Origin of the sequence: Methanohalophilus profundi, assembly GCF_004137855.1 — an archaeon.
Lineage (GTDB): Archaea > Halobacteriota > Methanosarcinia > Methanosarcinales > Methanosarcinaceae > Methanohalophilus > Methanohalophilus profundi.
This window is the reverse complement of the sequence record NZ_QBKB01000003.1, coordinates 1-888: the sequence shown is the minus strand read 5'-3', so window position 1 is coordinate 888 and position 888 is coordinate 1. Positions and strand designations below refer to the sequence as shown.

The 888-nt window shown below is 47.7% G+C and carries 1 protein-coding gene; it reads right to left on the bottom strand.

Annotation, left to right across the window (positions count from 1 at the left end; genetic code table 11):
• Positions 1-888, bottom strand: an 888-nt coding sequence (gene cdhC, locus C9889_RS09960; protein ID WP_129599566.1) for a CO dehydrogenase/CO-methylating acetyl-CoA synthase complex subunit beta, incomplete at both ends; no start/stop codon positions are given.

Below are 888 nucleotides of genomic sequence, written 5' to 3'. Positions count from 1 at the left end.
CCTTTACACCGCCACTTCCAGAACTTGTTGGCATGGCTGGCATATTCATTGGCATTGAGGCAGGCATCTGCATGGCGGGAGCGGCTTGTTGTGGAGTCTCTTCTTCCTCCGCAGCCTCTTCCTCTTCTTCCTTTTCCCATCTATTGACAATTGGATGGTTCTTTTCTTCCAGGAAGTTCCTGAGGGTTTCCAGATCTGATACATCCTCTTCAGTAGCAATCTTGTCTGCAATGTCATCCGGTATGTCGTCAGATACACGGTCTTTGAGATGTTTGGGCATCCAGACCACACGTTCCCATCCGCCGTCTGATTGAATGAATTTGGGAGAACGGAAGTAATTGATACCAACACCAAGGAAACCGCTTATCTGTTTTCCACCACCTGTCTGTCCTGCCATTGTAGAGAATGGAAGGCCGTTGGGTGCAGACTCGTTGAAATCCCTGTCCACCCATCCAATACCGTCTACTTCGGGTATATAGAAACCTACTACCTCAAAGCATCCGCATGATGTGTGTGGATATTCAAAGAATGAGTGAAGTTTTATACGATCATATTCCCCGCTTGACAGGGATTTTGCAGTCTCGTTTACACCGGTGTACTCACCGGATTCGGCATCGATGACATCACCCTTTGGAATCGGGAATTGTGGTCCCTCGGGGTCTACCTTGGCGGCTGCCCTGCCGTCAAACCAGTTTATAGCACCACAGAGGGATATCCTGTCCGGGGTTATTACACATACATTGGATGGTGCAAAAGATTGACAGAGAGTACATCCGTAAAATGTGTCGACATCTTCTTCGTGGAGATTACGGGTCCTGTCATCTCTGTTTTTGTATTTGGCTTTTGCCTCGTCCATGTGTTTTTCAATCTCGTCCTTGTCCGTGATAT